This is a genomic window from Coleofasciculus sp. G2-EDA-02, from assembly GCF_040226375.1.
Classification (GTDB): Bacteria; Cyanobacteriota; Cyanobacteriia; order Cyanobacteriales; family Coleofasciculaceae; genus Coleofasciculus.
Genome location: NZ_JAVKEW010000222.1, coordinates 33,141 through 50,966 on the forward strand (window position 1 = coordinate 33,141; position 17,826 = coordinate 50,966).

The following is a 17,826-nucleotide window of genomic DNA, read 5'->3' on the forward strand; positions in this document are numbered from 1 at the left end:
ACATTGCTTTCCCTGCAAACTTTAATCACTGCTTGGGAGTTGAATTTTCACAGCACCTTCTGGGGTGGTGACAACTTTACCGCCGAGTGCTTCAATCTGATTAATGGCACGCTGACGAGTGCCATCGTCTAGGGCATTTTGTAGCACCATTGACCAAGCACTGACTTGGGCTGATTTGCTTAAGGGATTGCGGGCAAGAAATTGGGCGGTTTGGCGGGAAATTGAGGCAACATACTGACTTTCTTCGTCTTCATAGGTGCTTGCCCATTCTGCGGCTTTCTCAAAGGATTGGCGGGCGGCTTGAGCGTCACCCAGGAATAACAGTTCGTCAATTGCCTTATAGCGCCAGATGTAATAGGATTTGGGGGGAACTTGGGGGGAAAGCTGCTGGAGTCCTTCTTCCATCAGTTCTACTGATCGATCTGGCATACCCGCATAGAGGGATGTGCTACCTGAGAGGAAAAAGTAGGCTTCTAAAAAGCGGGGGTCACGGGCTAGAATCACTTCAAAGTATTCGGGACTCAGTTGATAGCCGGTGACATCGCGAGCTTCATCATCCCCAAAGTATTGCAGGAAATTGAGAAAAACCCAATCGGCTAAGAGGTTATCAAATCCGAATGTTGGTACTTTTTGGAGGAGATTTAGGCGCACCTTTTCGGCTTCAATTTGGCGTTGCAGTTCTGTGGGAGAGGGCGTTTTGCCCCTGCCTTGGAGCTGATTGAGTTGGGGAATTTGCAACCCCCCTATGGCGATGATACAGAGGAGGGCAATCAGGGAAGGAATGAGAGATTGACGTAAGGGTTGAGAAGATTGGGTCAGCATTTTTGGTAAATGTATTGATTATTAGTTAGAGGGTTGAAGCACAGCTACACAAACAAAACTAGCCTAGCATCGGGTCGCCCTTTACTTAATCAACAAAGCAATACCTTGATTTTACCCCTCCCTAACCCTCCCCTTGAAGGGGAGGGAACAACATTGGCGCTTGCTGGGAATAAGAGAGCGATCGCACGATTGAATTGACATGAAGGGAACCTGCGATCGCACAATTGAATGAACCGGAAGGAAACAGGCGATCGTACCAAGCTATGTCATGAAACCCCTGGTCTTGTAAGGGCGAGATGCACCTCATCAATGAACAACTCCAATCCATTTAATTGGGTCGGGTCGCCCTTTACTCAATCAACAATACCAATACCTTGATTTTACCCCTCCCTAACCCTCCCCTTGAAGGGGAGGGAACAAAATTGGCGCTTGCTGGGAATCAGGCTGCGATCGCATAATTGAATTGACCCAACCAGAACCGACAATAAAATGCTGTGCTTGGGCGATTCCTGATTCACTGTTCTCGAGTTGAGATAGTTGCAGGAGAAATGGGGTTAATTGCTGAGGGGGTAATGCCGATAAAGGAGTAATTAAAGCACTCAGGGTGGGAGTCAATTGTCCCAGACGAGTCTGGAGGAGGTTTTCGATAATCAGCCGTTGTCCTTGTTGTATGCCTTGTTGCAATCCTTCTTCAATGCCTCGTTGCAGCGCGGCGTCGAGTTTTGGAGAAAATTCGCGATCGCACCTTGTCGGGGCTAGATTTAACCCCTCCCTAACCCTCCCCTTCAAGGGGAGGGAACAAAATTGGCGCTTGCTGGGAATCAGGCTGCGATCGCACCAAGCGGTTTGATGAAATCCCTGGTCTTGTAGGGGCGACCCGCATGAATTCATTAACAACGCCAGAAACAGGGCTCTTTTACATAAATTACCCGTTTTGGCTTACAGGTTATTGGTAAAACCCGCCCCTACAGATTATCGGGTCGCCCGACCTCTGCAATGGAACAGGTAAGATAAGTTCAATGCTTGTGTTATCGTTGTAATTATTATTAGGAGGCGCAGCTTTCCTCCCCGCAGAAGACACATAGAGTAGGTATGCAGCCGCGAAAAATAGATGAAGACAGCCAAATTATTAATTAATGATGATAATCAGACGGTTATATTACCCAAAGAGTTTCAATTTCAGGATAACGAAGTTTATATTAAAAAAATTGGTAATGTCCTGATTTTGATTCCTAAAGCTAATCCTTGGCAAACTTTAAGAGAAAGCTTAAATCTCTTTTCGGAGGACTTTATGGAGAATCGGGAACAGCCTAGCCTGGAAACTAGAGAAATATGGCAATAAGATTTTTGCTGGATACTAATATTTGCATCTACATTATCAGACAAAAACCCGCAAACGTACTCGAAAAGTTTCAAAGCCTCAGTCCATCTGATGTTGGCGTATCATCTATTACAGTGGCTGAACTGGAGTATGGAGCTTACAAAAGTCAGCGTCAAGAACAAAACAGGACGGCGTTGAGTCAGTTTCTAATAATGCTGGAAATTTTACCTTTTGATGCCCAAACAACACAAACTTATGGAAAAATGCGAGCAAAATTAGAAAAAATGGGCATTGTGATTGGTGCAATGGATTTACTTATTGCCTCGCAAGCTCTTGCTCATAATATCACTTTAGTTACCAATAACGTGAGAGAATTTTCCCGAATTCCTGGCTTGACTTGGGAAAACTGGGTAGCATGACTGGCTGATAAGCTTGGCGCGATCGCATGGGTCGCCCTTTACTTAATCAACAAAGCAATACCTTGACGCGACCCCTCCCTAACCCTCCCCTTGAAGGGGAGGGAACAAACTTGGCGCTGGCTGGGAATAAGAGAGCGAGCGCATGATTCAATTGACCTGAAGGGAACCTGCGATCGCACAATTGAATGAACCGGAAGGAAACAGGCGATCGCACGATTCAATTGACCAGAATAGAACAGGCGATCGCACCGTTTGTCGCCCGCACGTAGGGGCGCAAGGCTTGCGCCCTTCACGCCCCGTGCGCCCGATACAATTGGTTTGAGGCATTATTAAGGTTAGGTGATCGCTCTGGGTCGAGATGTGGGTAGGTTAAGGATAGGGCGAAGCTGTGAACTAAGGTTCACCGCTCAATGCTCAAGCTGCTTAAATTCGGTCGTTCTCGCTCGCTTTAGCTGACTTGAGCGATTAGCCAGGACTTGATTGGCTGGCAAATTCATTTACCTTTAGGTAGGTATGTCGGATAAGAAACCCAAGGAAAATCCCCTGAAACGAATTCTTCTTGTATTCTCAATGGTAGCCTTTCTAGGGTCTACGGGCTATGGGCTATTTGGTCTATATAGTAACGCCTTACAGCAACCGCCAACGACGGCTACCCCGGAAGAGGCGTCGGTTGATCAACAGCTAGCGGCTAAGGAACGGGGGTATGAGTTGGTTTTAGAACGGGAACCGGAGAATCGGGTGGCGCTGGAAGGCTTGGTGGATATACGGTTACAGATGCAGGATACTCAAGGTGCGATCGCGCCGTTGGAAAGGTTGGTTGAGTTGCATCCTCAGGAGGCAGGGTATAAGGTAAAATTGGCTGAGCTAAAGCAGCAGGTGGATAAATTATGAATGCCGCAATTTTCAATGAATCATACTTCCAACTCTTAGTTAATTATGTATTCTACATTTTACCAATCCCCTATGATTACTGCTGAAGCCTGATTGATTCAATTGGATCTAGATGAAATTGTGAATAATTTGAGAATCTTAGTGTGGTATTATTTCTCCCTAATTTTAAAAAACGTGGTCACTTAAATCGGCTTCAAATAACCATCGCTGTTGTTGGTTCTCGTAAATTAGTCACACAAGATGACTATGGCGTTCAAGGCTGGGATATTTTTGCTCCTCATCTAACTATTTATGGCTTTGATGCCGATCCAGATGCTTGTAAGCAGATGAATGCTGAGATTCAATCTCGACAAGTAAATTGGGCTGAAAAGCATATTCCTCTTGCTTTAAGTAATTCGGTAGGAAAAGCTAAATTATATTTAACTAAATTTCCAGGTTGCAGTTCATTATATCCTCCTAATGAACTCTATATGGAACGATTTGCTGGATATAAAGAACTAATTTCTCTACAGTCTACGGTGGAAATTGATACAACCACGCTAGATGAGTTCTGTTTATCAGAAGATATTAATGAAATAGATTTTATACAATTAGATGTTCAAGGGGGAGAGTTGGCTGTTTTAGAAGGAGCTGGTAAAATTTTAAGCTCTAGCGTTCTTGCTATCGTCACTGAAGTGGAATTTACGCCTGTATATGTTGACCAACCTCTCTTTAGCGATATCGACCGATATATCAGAGAACAAGAGTTTACACTTTTGGATTTAGTCGTAACTACAGGAAGAGGGCGTAGGGTAAGTTCACCTGTTGTATCCCAACCTCATACAGGATCACTAATCTGGGCAGATGCTTATTATTTCCGCGATCTAATTCGAGAAGACCTAAAAACTAAGCTAAAGACACCTGAGCGAATTTTTAAACTGGCTTGTCTCGCTGATGTTTTGAATTTTACTGATTATGCCTTGGAACTTCTAGAGTATCTAACTCTGAGGTATGGCAATGATCCGAGCTATAATTTTGCTGATAGTATAATTGAAGGCTTGGCTCAAATTCCAGAATTGCTTGAGTCAGGACTAGAATCTCTACCTGTTGTTAAAAAAATTCGAGATTACATTAGGGAGTATGATCTATAAAGCCAGCCTATTTGTAAGTTTATATAATAGTTTAGTAAAAAAAGGAATATAATAATGCAATGGAAAAGTACTTTCATATATAAAGCTAAACCGCTGTACTACAATCGAATACCTGTCAATAACAGTGCTGAACGCTCGATTGAGATTCCAATAGCTTTTGACTTTCTTGCTAATTTAAAGGAGAAAAATAAAATTCTCGAAGTTGGCAATGTTCTCCATTTCTATGAAAATTCATTAAGCGAATATATCGGTATTAGATCTAGACGCATAGTAGATAAATTTGAACGATGCCCAGGTGTAAATAACGTGGATTTGATGGATTTGCCATCTGAGGAAAAATATGAGGCAATAGTCTCAATTTCCACTGTTGAACATATTGGACAAGGTGTTGAACCTTCCGGGTACTATGGAGAAGACGATGAAGTTGGTGATCTGGAAGCTCCTCTAAAGGCGATTGCTAAAATTTACGATTTATTGGTAGTTGGTGGTCAAGCTTTAATCACAGTCCCTTTTGGAAAGTTAATAAATGGAGAATGGTACATTCAATTTAGCGAAGAATATTTAGGACTTCTGGAATGCAAGTATGGAATTCCTCAAAAAGCCATATTGAAAAGTTTCTTTAAACGCTTTTTTCTTGAACCCCCTGTTCATAACCCTTTTCAAATTTGGTTGGAAGTGGAAGAAAAGCAATTGATTCAGGTTAATTATAATTGTCCTTGGCCCTGTGCCAATGGCATTGCCGTAATTGAACTGAATAAAATTGAACCATTTTCCCTAAAATTATACCTGCCTCCTACAAGTTTGCCTTATCGAAAAACTGTTTACAAAAAGCCAGTAATTTATTCTAGCTTAATTGAAGATGAATTTTTAGCCCTTCTCAAAAAAACTAGAGATATTAATTTGATTTTCTTTTTGGATTGGGAGCAGTCTGAAGAGGAATTAGCGACTGAGTTAGAACTTGTCTTAAAAACTATTTTTCATCATCCTGATCAAAAGCATATTCTTTTGCTACTAGAATATGGTGGTATCTCTGAAGAAGAAGCCGCTCTATTTTTATCGAGTGTCACGATGAGTTTATTGATGGAAGAAGATATAAATGATGTGACTGATGAAGACGTAGCTCTTATTGGACAAATGACTCGTGTCCAGTGGGAAGCGCTCTCTAACAATATCCAATATCGTCTTGTTTTGAACAAATATCAACCTAAAGTTGAAAATATTAGTGTAGAAAAAATTCCTTTATGTGAAGTTGATAGTTTACCTGGTAAGCGAATTTGTCGTTTGAAAACAGATTTTTATAAACTCCAGTAATTTTTTTTGCTGTTATTAGTTTATTTATATTATTTTGGTCAATAAGCCAATAAATCGATTGAATTAGTTAAATAAAAAGATGCTAATTGTCATTGATGGTGTATTTTTTCAGCTCTACAAAACAGGAATAGCTAGGGTTTGGATATCTTTGTTACAAGAGTGGGTAAGCAACGGCTTTTCTCAGTATCTTCTTGTACTGGATAGAGCTGGAACAGCTCCTCCAATTTCCGGTGTTAGGTATCGTTTAATAGCCCCCTATGACTATAGTCAAACAGATGCTGATCGCGAAATGCTACAGCAAATCTGTGATGAGGAAGGTGCTGATTTATTTGTTTCTACTTACTATACTACACCTCTATCAACGCCATCGGTATTTATGGCACATGACATGATTCCGGAACTACTCGGCTGGGATCTTAACCAGCCGATGTGGCGAGAAAAACATTATGGTATCCAACATGCATCTTCCTATATTGCCGTTTCGGAAAATACAGCTCGTGATTTAATTACGTTTTTTCCCAGTATTTCGCAGGAATCAATAACAGTCGCTTATAACGGAGTGAAAAATATTTTTTCTCCAGCTAGTCAAGAAGAAATTATTGAGTTTAAAACAAAATATGGTATCTCAAAACCTTACTTTATTCTGGTTGGTGCTGGGGGAGGCTATAAAAATACTATTTTGTTTTTGAGAGCATTTGCTCGACTTTGTACCCGGCAAGGCTTTGATCTTGTTTGTACAGGTAGTAGTGTTTTCGTATCAGAAGAATTTAGAGTCTATACGTCGGGTAGTACTGTCCATACCCTATACCTTAGTGATGAGGAGTTCAGAGCAGCCTATTCTGGTGCTGTTGCCTTGGTTTATCCGTCGAAGTATGAAGGTTTTGGACTCCCTGTACTTGAAGCAATGGCTTGTGGTTGCCCAGCGATAACTTGCCCAAATGGTCCGATTCCTGAAGTGGGAGGAGAAGCCGCCCTATATGTGAATGATGATGATGTTGATGGAATGGTTAATGCGCTTTGTGATGTGCAAAAACCCGATGTTCGCAACTCGCTAATTGCTGCTGGTTTAGAACAAGCAAAAAAGTTCTCTTGGACAAAAATGGCAGAAATAGTAAGTTCTGCCTTGGTTGATGCTACTCTCTTGCCATTGAATTTGAATGATATTAATTTAATTATCTTTCCAGATTGGTCTCAACCGGAAGAGCTAATGGGAAGAGACTTAGAAAAAGCGGTGAGATCAGTAGCTACACATTCCCAAAGAAGTTATATGACACTCCTCATAGACACCAGTGGCATTTCTGAGGAGAATGCTAATCTCTTTTTGTCCGGTGTCGCGATGAATCTTCTCATGCAAGAAGATTTGGATATTAGTGACAGTGTAAATATTTCGCTAGTGGGAAGGTTGAGTCAAATTCAATGGGAAACCCTTTTACCTCGCCTCAAAGCTCGGCTTGTTTTAGAGCATGAAAATAAGCAAGCGATCGCCCAAGCCCAAGCAGAAACTCTGCAATCTTATGAACTCAACAGGTTCAGCGAGAAAGAAGTTGGCAGTTTTTTTTTGAATTGAGCCAGAAATTCTTCCAGGCAGGACGATGGCAAGACGCGATTGAGCAGTATCAAGGAATTATTGCCCGTCAAACAGGTACTCCAGAGCTTTATTGGTGCTTAAGTGAGTGTTATAGACATCTGAAGCGCTTCAACCAAGTGTTGAGCATACTCCAAGAAGGAATTCGACGTTACCCAACAGATGCTAGACTTCATTTTTCACTAATCGTCAATTTGCCAGTAAACGGATATATTCAAGAAGCTATATCCAGGGCGGAGACGGCATCACGTTTGATGCCCAATGACTATACATTTAAACTGTTGAAAAATTTATTAGTACCAGTAATCTACGATAACCAAGATCAGATTACTTTTTATCGTCAGCGATTTATCAGAGGACTGCAAAAGCTAATTCATCAGACATCATTAGAGACGATTGCACAACAGAAGAACGCTCTAGCGGGTATAGGTCGGCTTACCAATTTTTATCTGTCCTATCAGGCTCACAATGATCGACAGTTGCAGCGCCAGTATGGTGAATTCGTGCATCAAACTATGGTAATGAACTACCCCAACTGGGTTGTACCGATAGCAATGCCTGCACTAAAGCAGAATCATAAGATTCGGATTGGCTATGCCTCAGCCTATCTCCACTCTTATAGTGGAACACTGTGGTTAACAGGTTGGCTGCGTTACAGCGATAGAGAAAAGTTTGAGATTTACTGTTACTACACCGGAAATACCCCAGACCCGATTACACAGCAATTCCAAGATTATAGTGATAGGTTTTACCATATTCCTGATAATCTAGAAGCCGTCTGTGAACAAATACTTGCTGATAAACTCCACATTCTTGTCTTTCCAGAGATTGGTATGGACGCGCCAACATTGCAAATGGCGGCTCTGCGACTTGCACCAGTACAATGTACGGCTTGGGGACATCCAGTTACATCGGGTTTGCCAACGATTGATTACTTCTTATCCAGCGAGTTAATGGAACCAGAAGATGCTCAAGAACATTATACAGAGACGCTGATTTGCTTGCCTAACATTGGTGTTTCTTATCCCAAACCCTATATTCCGCCACGAATAAAGACTCGCTCAGATTATCAGCTACAAGAGGATGCGGTAATATATTTATGTTGCCAAGCCCCTTTCAAATATTTACCTCAATATGATTATATCTTTGCTGAAATTGCCCGTCGGATGCCAAACGCTCAGTTCCTGTTTTTGCGGGGTGAGTTACTTCAAGAACGTCTTGAGCGTGCATTTGCCGCCGTTGGTCTCAAGTATAAAGAGTATTGTGTGTTCCTTACTATTCCAGAACGGCTTGACTATCTGATGATTAACTTGCTTTCTGATGTCTACCTAGATACATTTGACTGGTCAGGTGGGAATACGAGCTTAGAAGCGATCGCGTGTAATCTACCCATTGTCACCTGTCCGGGGGAGTTTATGCGCGGTCGTCACTCTTACAGCTTCCTCAAAATGCTAGGAGTGACAGACACTATTGCTGAAAGTGAAACGGATTATATTGAGATTGCTGTAAAGTTAGGATTAGACCCAGCTTGGCGGCGTCATATTGCAGAACGAATGAACGAAAGTCATGATCGACTCTTTGATGACCAAGCTTGCGTGGTGGGTCTAGAGTGGTTCTACAGACAGATCGTTCATGATAAGCTTAATGAGCAAATCTTTTTTCAGCAAGATTAAATAAGTCTGCCTTTTTATTATGAACAGTAAAACTACTGTAAATGAAATATCATGGACTGGGCAAGTTTTTTTCTATTTATGTGATACCGCTTATTCTCATTTAAGTATTTGTCTAGCTGAAGGCTTAAAAAAACTCGATATTCCATTTTATTCAAATATCAACTATTGGAAAATAACACCAGAGCGAGATAATTATCTATTTCGGCATCATCCCAGCATCACTCATAACGATTGTGACGTTGTGGTGCTAGATAAAAACTGGACATTCAGCCATCAAACTTTTCCTGAACATCTATTTTCTCCAGATCGAACCTATGTCACCGTCTATTTAGATGATTTGGATGGACCGAAAGCATCTTGGACTGAAGATTTTGACTTCATCTTTAGAACCCATTGCAATTGGGGGATACAATATCCGAAAAAGTTTGTACCTTGGGCATTTGGGCTTTCTAACCGAATCCTACAAGCAACCAGTAACTTACCAAAATTTCAGGAAAGAAATAGGCATTTGCTGGTTAACTTTCGTCTTAACCAAGAAACTTTAAGAGTATCTAACTGGTGCAAAATCAGAGTTGAACAAGGGTGGCTGAGGGTTGATCAAGGGGTTATACATGCTGATTATCCCTTGAGGCGAATAGTTCGTGACTTGTTTTTTCCTCAGATTCAAACAGTTTTGCCAGTTGAGGAAATTGTTGATAGTTTCAACCATCATCCAGTTGATGATTATCAGTACTTACAGTGGATTCAAACGGGTAAGCGTCACTATCCAACTTACTACAAACACCTGAAAGAATCGGTTGCTTGTGCTAGCTTCGCCGGTTGGAGGGTTCCTGACTTTGGTTCAGGAGAAACCCGTGTAGAATGGTGGGATAGCTGGCGGTTTTGGGAATCATTAGCTGCTGGATGCGTTACCTTTCAGGTAGATTTTGAGAAATATGGCATTAAATTACCCGTGATGCCAGAAAACTGGCGGCATTATATTGGAATCGACCTCGACAATATTCAAAGCACAGTTGAGCGCATTGCTAGTGACCCAGACATTTTAGAACGAATCTCTCAAGAGGGTCGGATGTGGGCAATTGACAATTACAGTCCCGTTCCCACAGCTCTGCGTTTTCTTAATATCATTTGTTCCTGTCAGTCACCTGTAGACAATCAAGTGACTCTCCACTCGGTAACATCTGCAATAAACTCACTACCGATACCTTTAAGAGATATTAACTTCATTGTTTTTCCAGACTGGTGTGAGCCAGAAGAATTTCTCTGTTTAGAGTTGGAAAGAGTAGTCAGAACTCTTTTGCACCACCCTGATTGTAGTCGTATGACTTTACTGATAGACATCAGCGATATTGCTGAGGAGGATGCCAACCTCTTACTATCTAGTGTTACGATGAATCTTCTCTTCCAAGAGGATAGGGAGGTGGCTAATACACCAGAAATTGCCTTGATTAGCACACTCGATCCAGTGCATAGTGAAGCCTTGCTATCTTGTATCCAAGCTCGGATTGTTTTGAAGAATGAAAATAAACAGGCAATGACTCAGCGAGGAGTACAAACTATTCCAGCCTATGAACTGAATAGGTTGCCGGATAAGCGAGCTGTTCAGCTAGAAACAGGATGTTGGGATTTTCAATAGAGACAACCTTGAACTTTGACTATTGATTGGCTTCAACATATCTTTGCCACATTTGTTCATACGCCTTTTCTATCTCGCAGGTAAACTGCTTCCCGTTCCATAGTGGTGATGTTTTTCTAGATTGCCATAGTCGCCAAGATATTTGTTGCCGTAGTAACGAATCTGTTCCGAGGCGAACACCCCACTCCACATACTCTTCATCAGTCCAAGCAATGCCTTCTGTAACACCTACATTCATCATCATGGTATAGCTGTTGCGAGCAGCAAATTGTTGCCCCACCCGCGTCACTAAGGGAATTCCCATCCACAGCGTTTCTAGAGTTGTAGTAGCACCGTTGTAGGGATAAGTATCCAATACCACATCCGCAATACCCAAATTTGCTCGGTGAATCGCCTCAGACGCAACCATCGGCAAGAAACGCAGGCGATCCGAACTGAGTCCTTCTGCTTCGGCGATTTGGATAAAGAAGTTTTTGAGTGATTCTTGATCTCCTAACCCTTTAATCAAAAAGTAGCTATTCGGAACCGCTTTAATAATCTGCATCTGCAATCGTACCGTATCCACATGCCGCTTGCACCCTGTCTGAGCGCTGAGATATACCACCGCATCATTAGGAATATCTAGCTCATCGCGGCGCAAAGTCGGTACAGCCACCTCAAAACCATCAACAGCAATATAGGTTTGGGGTAAGCGCCAGATTTTTTCTCTATAGTAATCTTGGGCGGACTCTGGCAAGACATAGGGATCAGCCATATAATAGTCGATGGCAGGTAGCCCCGACGCATCCCAACCCAACCAAGTGACTTGAATAGGAGCAGGTTTTAGTGCCATCACTTCACAGGATATATCCAAAGTTAGGCTATCTAGGTCAACTAAGATATCGATTTCATCCTGAAAGACTTTCTCCGCTATCTTCAAGCCATCAAAGCCTCCATCATAAGATTGGTTAGACTTTTCGATATACAAATTTTGGAGCGGGTCATTGACTTGCTTTATATTAACGAAATAAGTATAAACTTGAAAATTATTGCGGTTGTGATAGTTAAACAGCCATCGTGTCAGCCAGCCAACAGAATGAGATCTTAGGTAATCCGATAGGTACCCAATCTTCAAAGGTTTAGACGCTGCCGTAACTTTTGGTCGAGAGAATGATCGATCAGCATAAGCTTCAATATTAGACTGGCAGAGCTGAGATATCTGGTTTTTCAGCTGTTGATTGACTTGGGGAGTATCGCGAAAGTAAGGGAAAAAGAAGGTGGAGTTAACGAGTCGCAATGTCCTCCACTTATCCAGATTTTGAGGCTTTTCCTCAAGCAGCGATTCCAGCAACGATTCCTGTCGCTGACAGACACAAACCGCTTCTTCCCACTTTCCCCCAGCTTCCATCAAACAGCGGAGGATCTGGAAATTAGAAAAAATCTTATCAGGTAAAGTTTTGCAGATGGAATAGGCTAATTTAGCCGTTTTGCTCCCCTGCTCATGCTGACCCGATTTTTGGTAACACGTCACTAAAAGCCATAAAGCGTTCAGGTGATGCTCATTTAACCGCAGACACAATTCTATAAAACGTGCGGCTATAGCATACTGGAGTCGAGTAAAAGCGATGTGGTAAGCAGCGGATAGTAAGACTTTAATTAAAGCCTCAGAATCAGGAATATAAGATAAGCAATTCTGAGCTAATTCAAACGTTGACGGAACTAAGGGCGCGTAATCTAAAACACGCTGTAACACTTGCAAGAGTAAATCAGAATCCATCTCTACAGCTTGCTGGTTCTGTAGAAGTTCAAGGATTCCGAAATCAGCTAATTCATCTGGTGTAAATGTCTCTAGCTGGATCGACAGCTCAATCAAACGCAACAGATTATTAATATCGGCTGGACTAATCTCCCGGATATGTTGGCGAATTGCCCAGGCAACTGGATAATCTTTCATAGCCTGCCGTCGTTCTGCTTCTGTCCCCAAGACCTGAACCAGTTCCCCCGTCCATAAATCTATTTCCTCAGCTTCACCCTCCCCCATCGCTAGCATCCAAGTGGTTTGAGCTTCTAGTTCTTGACCTTGAAGCAAGAACGTTAATCCCAAATACCAGTAGTTCGATTGGACGGTAGGCTCTGCGGCGATTGCTTGCTCATATAGCTGTGCCGCTTTGGTATAGTTGCCAGCCGTTAAATATTGATTGGCTTGTTGTTGCAAATCAGCATGATCAGACGAAAAAGCATTAGCAGTCATGATTTAACTCATTGAACGAGTCTTACTAAACAATCAACTGATAGGGTGGGGATTTGCCTACTGTACGGTGGATACAGGAAGTGGGTAGATTCTTCTACCCACTCTCAGAAAACGTTAGACCAGATTTAAATGGCTAATCACAATCACAGATTTTATCTTATCATTCAAGGAGTTTGTAGTTGGTTGAACAACTTGGCACAGAACTATTAAAATCCGCACCACCCAATGGACTTGACGCTATACCAACACCAGTGCTTTCACACAAGATGGCTAGAGTTGTTGCCTCACTTGTGGCTGCAACTGTACCAAGCTTCACACCTCCTACATAAGACTTGAGAGCTGATTTCAACGATATTGCTTCATTGCTGACCCCCGTCTGGGCTGGCGTTTCAACAATCTTGTACTGGTAGTTGGCACTTTGGGTAGGAATACCAAGACCTAGACTACCAATTTCAGTTGTAAATGCACTCTTTTCCAAATAATAAGCTTGCTGCGCTCTATTCATGGAGCCAGCATATTGCTTCGCTTCCGACTGTTTAGCTTTGTTGGCTTGGTTGAGGAATGAGGGAAGGGCAATAGCAGACAGAATACCGATAATGATGATGACGACGAGCAGTTCAATTAGGGTGAATCCCCCATCATCTTGTTTTTTATGGTTCAGGTGTTGCAGGAACTTGGCTTTCAGTTCAGTTTTCATGAGTGGTTTCTCCTTGAGGTGCGGGATGCTTAAGGTTTATCTCCTGGACATAGCTTACCCACTTCCGACGAGTTTCTTATCATCTGCCTCAGAAAAACTTTTTCAGGATTCCCAATCCCTCAGGATTGGCGTTCTAGCAGCACATAGCCATTCTCCTCTAACCCAGTCAGGGCTTGTTTCACCAGCTCAAAAGCCTCCTCTGGCGTAGTCGCTTCCAAGGTGATGGGATGCACAGGGCGCAATTGCTGCCATCGTTCTACCAGAGATGACATCGGCTGAGCCGATTCCAACAGGGGCAATAGGCAAGCGGCGATGGTACTATCTACCAAGGATTGCACTCCTGTCAATGGTAGATGGTTGCTAATTTCAAAGGGGCTGAGTTGGATGATACACCTGAGCATTTCATCCCTAACGGCTGGGGTGCTGAGCTGAGGATGTAAATGCACCCGGACTTCCTGCCAATCCGTATTCGCCCATTCGGTAACAGGTATCCGGGGGTGAGCTTGATTGGGATGCCCACACCAAAAGTCCAGCAGTCGGTGAACCGGATGTAACAGTTCAAACAGATGCAGCCGCTCTTGTAGAGAAGTCTCTGGTAAGCTCATTCCCAAAAACATAGGTAAATCGTCTGGCTCTTTGAATAGGCTGATTAAGTCCCATTGCCGCCAATTGACCATGCTAATGAATTCTAACCCAGACGCCTCTAAGATAGAGAACATTTCCGGAATAGTAAAGCCTTTATCCCCCTGAAGCAAATAATTGGTTAAGATATTATTTCTGTTCTCTTCAAACGACGCATCCCAGGTTTGCCTCTTGAGCAGCACTTGGTCTTTTAAGGCTTTCATTGTCTCACAAACCAGTTCCATCGCCATGTCTTGGGGAGTATCATCCATCAAACCCATCATTTTAAATAATTCCTGGGCACGAAAATAGGGGAAGCGATTAACGGAGCTATGAAGATTGCTGCGAATGATTCCCTCAGGTTTTAAAATTGACCGCATTATCTGCAAGGCGCTCACAGGGTTAGGCAAGAGATAAAGAACTTCATCGCAGTTTATGTAATCAAATTCTTTGCCGAGTTTTGGTAATTCTTCTATGGATATAGGATAGAACTCAGCCTTATCAAATCCATGAACCTGTAATCTCTGTTGGGCAATTGCCACTGATTTTTCAGATAAGTCAATGCCAATAATCTGTGCGCCCGGATTCGCTTCAGCCAAGACTAAGGATGAGTATCCTGTGCCACAGCCTGCGTCTAAAATAATTTTTCCTGGTGTTTCAATGACTCTTTGATTTCTCAGATAATAGGGAGTGATTAAATTTTGGATATACAGCCATAAGTAATCAATTTTTGGAGAATGATCTAGAGGATTGATGGGATAAGGACTATCTTCAAATTGCTGACGAATTTTTTCTAATAAATCAGGGTTTTGATTATCCATTGATATACTCTTTAATACTAACTTCTGGTGGAGTCATGTAAAATGATTTATGTAGCCTCTCTCAAGAAAAAATTAATTTAGTTAACTTAAGCCTTGGCGATTTTAATCGCAGCTATACAAACAAAGTCCGCCTACGCGGACTAACCGCAAAATTAGGGGTTTTTTAACCCGCGAAGGCGGGTTTGGTCTGTGTAGCTGCGGTTTCAACCGCCCCGCTAGATGTTTAGTACCTGGGAGTCTTTACCCGAAATGATTGTATCATTTTGCACAATTGTTAAAAACGAACAGCACAACCTGCCTCGATGTCTATCCAGCATTCAACCTTATGTCGATGAAATCATTGTCGTCGATACTGGCTCTGAGGACAAGACGGTTGAAGTAGCTCACCAGTACGGAGCGCAGGTTAAACATTTTACCTGGTGTGACGACTTTGCTACCGCTCGTAACTACGCGATTACCCAAGCTGCTGGGGATTGGATTCTCATGCTCGATGGTGATGAAGAGTTAGTCGTTGAAGCCCAAGATTGGCGCAACCAACTCACCCTAGCTCCAGATGTGCTAGCATACTGGTTATTTTTAACGGATATCCATCAACCCATAACCGCCCTACCTACCCTCAGACTCTTTCGCAATGTACCAGACTTGAGGTTTGAAGGGCGGTATCACGAACAGCTTAAATATCAGCACCAGCTCATCCGTGACAGTGCCATCAAAACATTACCTGGAATTAAGATTCTGCATTACGGCTATAGCAATGAGCAACTGCTGGAAAAAAATTTAACTCGCGACATTCCCCTACTCGAACGTGTTCGACAGCAAGAAACACTGAGTTTATTGCTGCTGGGAACTCTGGCTGATGCCTATCTCCGTACTGACCAACTCGAAAAAGCTCAAGAGTGCTGGACAGAAGCCTTTGAGCGCTTAAGTGCCAACTTAATCACCGGAACCTTACCGGAAGACACAGTTCACCTCCGGGCTTTGCTGTTTACCATAGGTGCGAATTTTTTACACGCACACCAAGACTACGAAACGACCCTACTCATCTGTCAGAAAGGCTTAGAGTGGTTTCCAAATTATCCGCCTTTGAATCATCTCACGGGTATTTTGCTCAGAGAGTTAGGATTTCCCCTGGGAGCAACTGCTTACTTTGAGAAATGTCTCCAAATGGGTCAAGATAGGAGTTACGATAAGCGCGAACCCTTTGATCGCCGTTTCATTACGGTGTGGTCAGCCTATGACTTGGGTCTGACTTATCTTCAATTAAAACAGTTTAACCAAGCGATAGAGTCCTTTAAACTCACCCTCTCTTTCGATCCAGAGTATACCCCTGCTCAAGAACATCTGGAAATGCTGAAAAATTGTAGATGAACAAAAACAAGCTGACTTTGATGATTCCCAAACCTTAGATAGCTAATCAAATCTGCTAATTCTAACGATAATTGAGATGAGCAAATATTTGAAATCCTTGCCTCAACTATCCCTCTGCATGATTGTCAAAAATGAAATAGACAACTTACCTCGCTGTTTATCCAGCGCTAAACCCTATGTCGATGAGATAATCGTCGTCGATACAGGATCTAATGACCGAACACCTGAACTCGCAACTGAATATGGCGCAATAGTCTCCTATTTTGAATGGTGTGATGACTTCGCCGCCGCCCGTAACTATGCGATTTCCCAAGCCTCTGGAGATTGGATTCTCATGCTGGATGCCGATGATGAATTAGTGGTTGAATCGGACAACTTCAAGGAAGAAATGACCAAAAACCCAGAAACCATTGCCTATTCATTAACCTACATAGAAGTAGATGATCAGACCACAATGACCCCCCTGCATCGGTTGAGCTTATTCCGCAATCTTCCTGACTTACGCTATGTCGGTCGATTTCACGAACTCCTGAGATATTTGAATCCAGATAAAAAATTAACACAGATTAGTCACCTAGACAGTTTAAAAGTCCTACATCATGGATACAGCAAAGAAAACGTCCACTACAAAGATCTCAACCGTAACATACCCATCTTAGAACGCATTCGCCAACAGGAAGGTCTTAGCCTCAAACTCTTATTTTGCCTTGCAGGAATGTATGCGGATACCCAACAACCCGAAAAAGCCCAAAACTGCTATGCTGAAGTCTTTGACCGCTTGTTACCCAACTTAATCGAGGGGACTCCCCCAGACGACTTGGGGTTTGTTCCGGTTATATTATTTACATTAGGCATGAACTCACTCGATCAAACCGACTACGAAACCGTCAGATTACTTTGCCCGCGAGGACTAGAGTGGTGTCCGAATTATCCCCCCCTAAACTTTCTCGCCGGTTTAACCCTAAAAGCATTAGGATTCCCCCTAGGAGCAATTGCCTACTTTCAAACCTGCCTGCGGCTGGGTAAAGAAGCCAGCTACACCCACGGTCAACCCTTTGAGGTTAACTATATCACAACCTATCCCGCCTACGAGTTAGGCTGTGCTTACTTGGAACTGAAACAGAATCAAGACGCCTTAGCCGCCTTTCAACTAGCCCTCTCCTTTAACGCCAACTACGCCAAGGCAAAACAACAAATCAACAAAATTCAACAGGAGTTAGGGTTGCAATCGTAACACTGATTACACGGATTTATAGAAACGATAGGGGTGGATTGGAGATTTTAGTAGCACTGATTACACT

The 17,826-nt window shown here is 42.7% G+C and carries 16 protein-coding genes and 1 pseudogene; 10 read left to right on the plus strand and 7 right to left on the minus strand.

The annotated features are described in order from the left end of the window. Positions 1-21: 21 nt before the first annotated feature. The 3 genes from RLO19_RS25950 to RLO19_RS25960 form a co-directional block, all read right to left on the minus strand. Positions 22-822, minus strand: coding sequence for a hypothetical protein (locus RLO19_RS25950; protein WP_446360280.1), 801 nt, complete (start codon positions 820-822; stop codon positions 22-24). 121 nt (positions 823-943) lie between these two features. After that, positions 944-1,129: a hypothetical protein gene (locus tag RLO19_RS25955; protein WP_446360281.1), complete on the minus strand. Its 186-nt coding sequence runs from the start codon at positions 1,127-1,129 to the stop codon at positions 944-946. Between the two features lie 83 nt (positions 1,130-1,212). Next, positions 1,213-1,713 (minus strand): hypothetical protein, encoded by a 501-nt coding sequence (locus RLO19_RS25960; protein ID WP_446360282.1) that lies wholly within the window; start codon positions 1,711-1,713, stop codon positions 1,213-1,215. A 220-nt stretch (positions 1,714-1,933) separates the two neighbouring features. Between RLO19_RS25960 and RLO19_RS25965 the strand changes: the two genes are divergently transcribed. Both RLO19_RS25965 and vapC read left to right on the plus strand, forming a co-directional pair. Then, the gene (locus RLO19_RS25965; RefSeq protein ID WP_446360283.1) at positions 1,934-2,164 is read left to right on the plus strand and encodes an antitoxin; all 231 of its coding nucleotides are present in this window, start codon (positions 1,934-1,936) and stop codon (positions 2,162-2,164) included. Beyond that, complete coding sequence (vapC, locus tag RLO19_RS25970; protein ID WP_446360312.1) at positions 2,161-2,562, plus strand: type II toxin-antitoxin system tRNA(fMet)-specific endonuclease VapC; 402 nt, start codon at positions 2,161-2,163, stop codon at positions 2,560-2,562. The genes RLO19_RS25965 and vapC overlap by 4 nt, the downstream gene beginning before the upstream one ends. Positions 2,563-2,709: 147 nt before the next feature. Here the strand turns inward: vapC and RLO19_RS25975 are convergent, their stop codons facing one another. Next, complete coding sequence (locus RLO19_RS25975) at positions 2,710-2,889, minus strand: hypothetical protein (protein ID WP_446360284.1); 180 nt, start codon at positions 2,887-2,889, stop codon at positions 2,710-2,712. 243 nt (positions 2,890-3,132) lie between these two features. On the opposite strand from RLO19_RS25975, the gene RLO19_RS25980 reads away from it, so the two are divergent. The 6 genes and pseudogenes from RLO19_RS25980 (at position 3,133) to RLO19_RS26005 (ending at position 10,788) form a co-directional block, all read left to right on the plus strand. Beyond that, on the plus strand, positions 3,133-3,453 hold the full coding sequence (locus RLO19_RS25980) for a tetratricopeptide repeat protein (protein WP_446360285.1): 321 nt from the start codon (positions 3,133-3,135) through the stop codon (positions 3,451-3,453). A gap of 143 nt (positions 3,454-3,596) precedes the next feature. After that, the gene (locus RLO19_RS25985) at positions 3,597-4,583 is read left to right on the plus strand and encodes an FkbM family methyltransferase (protein WP_446360286.1); all 987 of its coding nucleotides are present in this window, start codon (positions 3,597-3,599) and stop codon (positions 4,581-4,583) included. 54 nt (positions 4,584-4,637) lie between these two features. Further along, the gene (locus RLO19_RS25990; RefSeq protein WP_446360287.1) at positions 4,638-5,894 is read left to right on the plus strand and encodes a hypothetical protein; all 1,257 of its coding nucleotides are present in this window, start codon (positions 4,638-4,640) and stop codon (positions 5,892-5,894) included. 82 nt (positions 5,895-5,976) lie between these two features. After that, positions 5,977-7,461 (plus strand): annotated as a pseudogene (locus RLO19_RS25995) (glycosyltransferase family 4 protein); the annotation flags it as partial. Next, on the plus strand, positions 7,458-9,152 hold the full coding sequence (locus RLO19_RS26000; protein ID WP_446360288.1) for an O-linked N-acetylglucosamine transferase, SPINDLY family protein: 1,695 nt from the start codon (positions 7,458-7,460) through the stop codon (positions 9,150-9,152). The pseudogene RLO19_RS25995 and the gene RLO19_RS26000, both read left to right, overlap by 4 nt. 19 nt (positions 9,153-9,171) lie before the next feature. Continuing rightward, positions 9,172-10,788 carry a hypothetical protein gene (locus tag RLO19_RS26005; RefSeq protein ID WP_446360289.1) on the plus strand — a complete coding sequence of 539 codons (1,617 nt, stop codon included), beginning with the start codon at positions 9,172-9,174 and terminating at the stop codon, positions 10,786-10,788. 19 nt (positions 10,789-10,807) lie between these two features. On the opposite strand, the gene RLO19_RS26010 is transcribed toward RLO19_RS26005, so the two are convergent. The 3 genes from RLO19_RS26010 to RLO19_RS26020 form a co-directional block, all read right to left on the minus strand. After that, positions 10,808-13,018, minus strand: a complete 2,211-nt coding sequence (locus RLO19_RS26010; RefSeq protein ID WP_446360290.1) for an O-linked N-acetylglucosamine transferase, SPINDLY family protein — start codon at positions 13,016-13,018, stop codon at positions 10,808-10,810. A 160-nt stretch (positions 13,019-13,178) separates the two neighbouring features. Then, entirely contained in the window at positions 13,179-13,715 is a 537-nt protein-coding gene (locus RLO19_RS26015) for a type IV pilin-like G/H family protein (protein WP_446360291.1), read from the minus strand. 119 nt (positions 13,716-13,834) lie between these two features. After that, positions 13,835-15,157 carry a class I SAM-dependent methyltransferase gene (locus RLO19_RS26020; protein WP_446360292.1) on the minus strand — a complete coding sequence of 441 codons (1,323 nt, stop codon included), beginning with the start codon at positions 15,155-15,157 and terminating at the stop codon, positions 13,835-13,837. 219 nt (positions 15,158-15,376) lie between these two features. On the opposite strand from RLO19_RS26020, the gene RLO19_RS26025 reads away from it, so the two are divergent. Together RLO19_RS26025 and RLO19_RS26030 are read left to right on the plus strand one after the other, a co-directional pair. After that, the gene (locus RLO19_RS26025; protein ID WP_446360293.1) at positions 15,377-16,525 is read left to right on the plus strand and encodes a glycosyltransferase; all 1,149 of its coding nucleotides are present in this window, start codon (positions 15,377-15,379) and stop codon (positions 16,523-16,525) included. 76 nt (positions 16,526-16,601) lie between these two features. Continuing rightward, complete coding sequence (locus tag RLO19_RS26030; RefSeq protein ID WP_446360294.1) at positions 16,602-17,759, plus strand: glycosyltransferase; 1,158 nt, start codon at positions 16,602-16,604, stop codon at positions 17,757-17,759. Positions 17,760-17,826: the final 67 nt, after the last annotated feature.